The 4,372-nt window shown below is 61.3% G+C and carries 7 protein-coding genes; all 7 read left to right on the plus strand.

Annotation, left to right across the window (positions count from 1 at the left end):
* On the plus strand, positions 1–184 hold a 184-nt coding region (locus tag AC04MI_RS23730), incomplete at its 5' end, for a DUF4326 domain-containing protein (protein ID WP_476498877.1).
* Positions 181–405 (plus strand): hypothetical protein, encoded by a 225-nt coding sequence (locus AC04MI_RS23735; RefSeq protein WP_436001480.1) that lies wholly within the window; start codon positions 181–183, stop codon positions 403–405. The genes AC04MI_RS23730 and AC04MI_RS23735, both read left to right, overlap by 4 nt.
* Positions 406–476: 71 nt before the next feature.
* Positions 477–878, plus strand: a complete 402-nt coding sequence (locus AC04MI_RS23740) for a DUF6283 family protein (protein WP_476498879.1) — start codon at positions 477–479, stop codon at positions 876–878.
* Positions 865–1,482 carry a YkgJ family cysteine cluster protein gene (locus tag AC04MI_RS23745; RefSeq protein ID WP_436001477.1) on the plus strand — a complete coding sequence of 206 codons (618 nt, stop codon included), beginning with the start codon at positions 865–867 and terminating at the stop codon, positions 1,480–1,482. The genes AC04MI_RS23740 and AC04MI_RS23745 overlap by 14 nt, the downstream gene beginning before the upstream one ends.
* A 209-nt stretch (positions 1,483–1,691) precedes the next feature.
* Positions 1,692–2,474: a hypothetical protein gene (locus AC04MI_RS23750; protein WP_436001475.1), complete on the plus strand. Its 783-nt coding sequence runs from the start codon at positions 1,692–1,694 to the stop codon at positions 2,472–2,474.
* The gene (locus tag AC04MI_RS23755) at positions 2,471–4,108 is read left to right on the plus strand and encodes a hypothetical protein (RefSeq protein ID WP_436001473.1); all 1,638 of its coding nucleotides are present in this window, start codon (positions 2,471–2,473) and stop codon (positions 4,106–4,108) included. Before AC04MI_RS23750 ends, AC04MI_RS23755 begins: the two co-directional genes overlap by 4 nt.
* A partial coding sequence (locus AC04MI_RS23760) for a helix-turn-helix domain-containing protein (RefSeq protein WP_476498878.1) occupies positions 4,108–4,372 on the plus strand: 265 nt, incomplete at its 3' end. The genes AC04MI_RS23755 and AC04MI_RS23760, both read left to right, overlap by 1 nt.

The raw sequence follows: 4,372 nt of genomic DNA on the forward strand, positions 1-4,372 counted from the left end.
GTACCAGGTAGGCAGCCGGGCGGAAGCTGTCGCAGCCTACAAGACGTGGCTGCTCTCACAGCCGGAGCTCGTGGAAGCCGCACGCCTGGAGCTCAAAGGCAAGGATCTGACATGCTGGTGCTCGCCGGCGAGCTGTCATGGTGACATCCTGCTGGCGATCGCAAACTCGGAGGACACACCATGAAGGACGACGACACCGTGATGACGGAGTGGAAGATCGAACTTCGCCGCGCCAAGTCGCAGGCCGCGATCTTCTTTGTGATCCTCTTTGCGCTGGTCGCTGCCGAGCTCTATGTTCTTGGGCAACGCCCACTGACGCCAGCATTGTGGCTGGCCGTCGTGGGAGCGAGCCTGGCGGGCTCGCTGCCGTTCTATCTCCATGCGCGCTCGCGCAAGCCCCGGTAGCACCTACCGTGAGCCGAAAGGCTGAAGTGGTACGCATTCGTCCGGTGGACGATGACCACCAGGTGGTCACAGTGACGAGCCGATCGCAGGATGGTGCGACTTACTGCCGCCGCCCGTGCGCCGACTGCCCGTGGCGGAAAGATGCCGTTGGGGCCTTTCCACCTCTGGCCTTCAAGCACTCAGCCGAGACCTCATTCGATATGGCGACGCACACGTTCGCCTGCCACACCGCCGGAACGGCGAACACGAAGATCTGCGCCGGATTCCTGATGCGCGGTGCGGACCACAACCTCACGGTCCGCCTCCAGCGCATGCGCGGTGCGATCGGCAATGACGTGACTGATGGTGGACACGAGCTCCACCCCGGGTACCGCTCGATGGCGGTGGCCAACGGCGTGCCTGCCGACGATCCCGCCCTGGCGGGCTGCCGGAGCTCCTACCTGGAAGAGCAGCAGGGCGATGGACACCGCTGAGCTGATCAGCGCCCAGCGTGCCGAAGAGCCGATCGCCGCGGCGGCGGCACACCGGAAGTTCGAGCGGGCACGGCCCAACTTCCAGGCAAGCGAGCAGCTGCTGAAGCAAGCCCAAAAGACGCCCAGGGCCGGGAAGCGTATTCGATTGATCCTGGCAGCAGCGGACGCCTGGGCGGCCCAGGTCGCGCCTCTGGCGGCCTGCAGACAGGGTTGCGATGCCTGCTGCCACCTCCCGGTGGCGATCACCTCGGCGGAAGCCCGGGTCCTGGCAGCGGCCACCGGCCGGCCGATGACCCTGCCCTCCAATGTTCGGAAGATCTCTGACGCGGTCAGCGATCCGGACGAGATCGAACGCCTGACCACCTACGGCGGCCGCGCTGCCGGCCCCTGCCCTTTCCTGGCCGATGGCCAGTGCAGCGCCTACGAGGCGCGTCCAGCCGCCTGCAGGACGCATTTCAGCCTGGCTGACAGCTCCCTGCTCTGCCAGGTGGTGGACGGGGCGCCGGCGGATGTCCCATACGCCGATTCCCGGCAAATCCATGCCTTCGCATTGATGTTGCAGCACAACGAAACAATGGCGGACGTACGCGAATTCTTCGAGTAATGCCGCCCAGGAACTTTCGTTAGCGGATCTGTTGACGACTGCTCAGTATGCGGAGTAGATTTCATGTGCGGCTACCCTCGCCGCGCCGCCCGCAAAGGCGAAACCTTATGGGTCGAGGGCAGCAGTAACATTTCACTTTCGTCCTCTGATTGCCTATCGGCCGGAGGCGAGCGGGCCGCCACCACGCCTTAGGCACCAAAGGACCTAACGTGAACATCGATCATCTTCGCAAGCAAGCAAAGAACCTTCAGAAGCTCTATCCGGAATTGGTAGCCAACAATCCGGCCAAGCTAACTCTATCCACCGCTCAGTACGTTATTGCCCGCCAGAACGGGTATCCGAACTGGGAACACATGGTGAAGAGCCACACGGAACGTCCAACGGCACCGGCCACCCGAACGGCATCGGTCGGCAGTGATGACCTGGCAGCGTATCTGCACTTCGAGCTCGGACCTGAGTCACCGGGAAAGCGGACCAAAGAAGCCGTCCTCTGTCCCGTCAACAGGGCGTACGCTGACCTGCTCTCGGATGAAGATGAGTTTGTCACCGAGCTTCTGGAACAGCATCTGGATTTCACAGGTGAATACCGAAGCATCTCGCCAGCCGTCGTGAGGGGATTGGTCGCTGGCGTTTCTGAGAGCCTGGCACGATGCCCCTACGCATTGGACTCTCATGCCGCTCGCGCTGAGCTCTACAAGCATGCCGGAGACCATAACCTCGCCCTGGCCCTGATCGAGCCGATCGCGCGACAGGCGCTAGCGCTGCTCCCGGTCGGCTCTATTCATGTTTCCTACTACGAACTCTGCAATCGGAGTTTCCACCGCGTCATGCACACCTACGTGCTTCTGCTGCATGCCTGCGACAGGCATGACGAAGCGACGGCGATGGCTAAACGGATGGTGTCCCTGTGGCCGAATGACAACATCGGGTTCCGCCACCTCACCAGCAAAGCGAAGCGCACCAACGCGATTGCTTCTGGAGCTGGTCAATGAGCCGCAACAGCAAGCAGAAGCGTGATGCCCGCAAGAAGCAGCAGCGCCCCCAGCGCAACGCTCACTCCGGCATGGGTCACGATCCGTCCACGTGCCCTGGATGCATTGCGCGTGACGCACAGATGCGCGAGCTGGCCCCACAGCTTGGTCAAGCGGTAGACGAGGCATACCTGGAGGAAGGCGTCCCCAGCCGCTATCTGCACTACCTCTCTCGCGACGTGACGGCCACAGCCTTGACCAACGAAGGCTGGGACTTTTCCAGCGATACACTCCATACCGCATTGGCGGCATTCCTGTCCCACATTGAGTTTGAGGATGAGGACTCTGAAGAGGCGGTCGGTGTCGGGAGGACGTTGGAGGTCTTGCATCCAAGCGATCCCTCCAGCATGCGCCCGGACTACATGACATGCCCCATCAAGGACGGATCGTTGACCATCACCGTCACCCGGCGGTTTATTCAGGAAACCCAGAGGTACCGTGGTGACTTCGTCACGGGCCTGAAGACGTTCGTTCGCTCGACCATATCCGTTATTACAAGCTCAGGCAGCTACGCTGCAACGCTCAACGCCAGTCGAATTGGCCCTGATAGCGTCTTTGGATTAGATCCGGGCCTGGTGAGCGCACAAGGTGGCATCTGCCTGGACGCCACGGAGATCGTGGATGCCGATTGGCTGAAGCGAAACCCAGCCATGGCCGCCGCCTTTGAGGTTTTCGGATCTCGCTTCGACGTACGCATGCCGATGCACCACATGCCGACGCTGCCGGATTCGGGCGACATCCTGCTTGATTGCTTCCACAAGCTCTATGAGGGCAGCAAGGAAGCCAGAAAGGCCGAGGCGAGCTTGGCCGCGAAGGATCGCGACACACGCGCCGTGCGCGCACAGCTGGTGCATGCACAGCGACGTTGTGAAGCACTGGAAGCGCGCGGTGTCTTGCTGGAAGCACGAGCGAAGGAAGCAAAATCCCAGAAGTCGCTAGCCAATCCCGCACAGTCGGACAGCAGTGCTACAAGCGATTCGGATGAGGCCGTTCGTGTCCTGCAATCGCAGCTGAGTCACTACCAGGCCCTTGCCAATGACCGGCAGCTTCAGAATGACGCCATGCGCAGGGAGATCTACGAGCTACAACAGCTTCTCGACGCTCGGCGGACCTCTACCCCGCTGACCGACACCGCAGTTGCCCTAGAAACCCCAAGCGATTTTGACGCGCTGCCCCAGTGGGCGGAAGCCGCCCTGGCTGGGCGCGTTTTGCTTCATCCGAAGGCGATCGCTGCCGCTCTTGAGTCGAACTACCAGAACCCGGCGAAGGTGTATGCCTGCCTCCAGGCCCTTGCCGATCTGTACTGGCCGATGCTCTACGACACGGACAACCGTGATCCCAAGGCTTGGGATGCTAGGTGTGCAGAGCTGGGTGTTGAGTGCAGTAAAGTCGGCGCCGCGGCAACGGACACAAAGACCGCGGACTACTACACCGTCACTCACGAGGGCAGACGCCTCGTTGCGGACATGCACTTGCGTGGCAATTCGTCTTTCGACCCGAGGTTTGGACTCCGCATTTATTGGGCAAGGGACGACGAACATCGCACTCTGGTTGTAACCAGCCTTCCGTCACATTTGCCCAATCGGGTCAGCTGATGCCTGCCAAGCCATTTTCCAACGATGCCTCTGTGCTGCTCGCGGCTAACCTTTCCAGGTTGCTGGAGGAACGAAGCGACGTCTCCCGGCTCACGCTAAGCCGGGAGATCGGCGTTTCTGATGGCACCTTGGGACGTATCAAATACGGGAGCGGCAACCCCACACTGGACGTACTCCAGCGCATTGCAGATGCATTCCAGGTAGAACCATGGATGCTAATTGCTCCTGCCGATGTCGGCATCAATCGCACAAGAGCCGTTGACC

The organism is Acidovorax sp. LjRoot204 (assembly GCF_056175785.1).

What these genes read in the sequence shown, in the direction of transcription:
- AC04MI_RS23735 (WP_436001480.1), top strand. Translation starts at nt 181, where the DNA reads ATGAAGGACGACGACACCGTGATGACGGAGTGGAAGATCGAACTTCGC.
- AC04MI_RS23745 (WP_436001477.1), top strand. Translation starts at nt 865, where the DNA reads ATGGACACCGCTGAGCTGATCAGCGCCCAGCGTGCCGAAGAGCCGATC.
- AC04MI_RS23755 (WP_436001473.1), top strand. Translation starts at nt 2,471, where the DNA reads ATGAGCCGCAACAGCAAGCAGAAGCGTGATGCCCGCAAGAAGCAGCAG.